Here is a 2,323-nt window from a genome sequence, read left to right as displayed (position 1 = left end):
ATCTGGAAGGGGGTGCCGAAGGCGAGATCGCCCCGCAGGCCGAAGGTTCGACCCGCACGCGCCGCGTCCGGCTGACGCTCATCGATCCGCCGCCGGCATTCAGGCTTGGTTCGACGGTGACGGCGACCCGCATTGCCAAGATCACGCCGACGATCGAGTTGCCGCTGTCGGCGCTGCTGGAGAAGAACGGCAGAGAAAAGGTCTGGATCGTCGACCAGCAGACGTCGAGCGTGAGTGCCCGCGACATCAAAATTGCTGCCAAGGGTGCCGCCACTTTCACCGTCGCCGAGGGCCTCAATGCAGGCATGCGCGTCGTCACCGCCGGCGTCCACAGCCTGACCGAGGGACAGAAGGTCAAGATCCCTGAGGGAGAGGCCATATGAAGGGCTTCAACCTCTCCGACTGGGCGCTGAGCCATCGCTCGTTGGTGTGGTATTTCATGCTGGTCTTCGTCGTGGCCGGCGTCTTTGCCTATCTCAATCTCGGCCGCGAGGAAGACCCCGCCTTCACCATCAAGACCATGGTCATCCAGGCCAACTGGCCGGGCGCATCGGTCAACGAGACGGTGCGGCAAGTTACCGATCGCATCGAGAAGAAGCTCGAAGAGCTCGACAGCCTCGACTATACCAAATCCGTCACCTCTGCCGGCAAGACCGTCATCTTCGTCAACCTGAAGCCGACGACCAAGGCGCGCAATGTCGTGCCGACCTGGCTGCAGGTGCGCAACATGGTCAACGACATCTGGGCGCAGTTTCCGCAAGGCGTGCAGGGACCATTCTTCAACGACCGCTTCGGCGATGTCTACGGCAACATCTATGCCTTCACCGCCGACGGGCTGACGCCGCGCCAGTTGCGCGACTATGTCGAGGATGTCAGGACGAAGATCCTGACCGTGCCGAATGCCGGCAAGGTCGATCTGGTCGGTGCCCAGGACGAAGCGATCTACCTCGAATTCTCGACCCGCCAGATCGCGGCCCTCGGCCTCAACCAGCAAGCGATCGTGGCCAGCCTGCAGGCGCAGAACGCAATCACGCCTTCCGGCGTCATCCAGTCCGGGCCGGAGCGCATCAGCGTGCGCGTCGGCGGCCAGTTCACCTCGGAAGAGAGCCTTCGCGCCATCAATTTGCGCGTCAACGATCGCTTCTTCCGGCTGAGCGACGTGGCGACGATTTCGCGCGGCTATGTCGACCCGCCGACGGCGTTGTTCCGCTTCAACGGGCAGGACGCGATCGGCCTTGCCATCGGCATGAAGCCTAATGCCAATCTGCTGGAGTTCGGCGAGGCCCTGCACGAGGAGATGAACAAGGTGCTGGCCGACCTGCCGGTCGGCGTCGGCGTGCATCTGGTCGCCGACCAGCCTGTCATCGTCGAGGAGGCGGTTTCCGGTTTCACGCGCGCCCTGTTCGAGGCGGTCGGCATCGTGCTTGCCGTGTCCTTCATCAGCCTCGGCATGCGCGCCGGCTTCGTCGTGGCGCTGTCGATCCCGCTGGTGCTGGCCATCACCTTCACGGTCATGGCCTATCTCGGCATATCGCTGCAGCGCATTTCGCTCGGCGCGCTCATCATCTCGCTCGGCCTTCTTGTCGATGACGCCATGATCGCGGTGGAGATGATGGTGGCGCGGCTGGAGGTCGGTGACAATCTGCGCAAGGCGGCGACCTATGTCTACACCTCGACCGCCTTTCCGATGCTGACCGGTACGCTGGTGACGGTCGCGGGCTTCATCCCGATCGGCCTCAACAACAGCGCCGCGGGCGAATACACTTTCACGCTGTTCGTCGTCATCGCCGTTTCGCTCCTGGTGTCATGGATCGTCGCGGTGCTGTTTGCGCCGCTGCTCGGCGTCACCATCCTGCCGGCGACGATGAAGCAGCACCATGAAAAGCCCGGCCGCTTCACCGCGCTGTTCCGGCGCGTCCTCGTCGGCTCGGTGCGCCATCACTGGCTGACCATCATCGCCACGGTGCTGTTGTTTGCGGCGTCGCTGGCCGGCTTTGGCCTCGTCCAGCAGCAGTTCTTTCCAGCATCCGACCGTCCCGAACTGATCGTCGACTGGAATCTGCCGCAGAACTCCTCAATTGCCGAGACCCGGGACCAGATGGAGCGGTTCGAACAGCGGGCGCTGGTCGGCAATCCCGATATCGACCACTTCAGCTCCTATATCGGCCAAGGCGCGGTTCGCTTCGTGCTGGCCTATGACGTGCAACCGGGCAATCCCTATTTCGGCCAGACCGTCATCGTCACCAAGAGCATCGAGGCGCGCAATCGGGTCAAGCCGGCGCTCGAAAAGCTGCTGCACGACGAGTTCGTCGGCACCGACGCC

At 63.3% G+C, this 2,323-nt stretch carries 1 protein-coding gene and 1 pseudogene; both read left to right on the top strand.

The features are described from left to right. Positions 1-383, top strand: a pseudogene (locus E5W70_RS03170) (efflux transporter periplasmic adaptor subunit); the annotation flags it as partial. Then, positions 380-2,323, top strand: a 1,944-nt coding sequence (locus E5W70_RS03165; RefSeq protein ID WP_292653976.1) for an efflux RND transporter permease subunit, incomplete at its 3' end; no start/stop codon positions are given. The pseudogene E5W70_RS03170 and the gene E5W70_RS03165, both read left to right, overlap by 4 nt.

Source organism: Mesorhizobium sp. (genome assembly GCF_005063415.1).
Classification (GTDB): domain Bacteria; phylum Pseudomonadota; class Alphaproteobacteria; order Rhizobiales; family Rhizobiaceae; genus Mesorhizobium.
The sequence above is the reverse complement of the archived record's forward strand: the minus strand, read 5'-3'. Positions and strand labels throughout refer to the sequence as shown.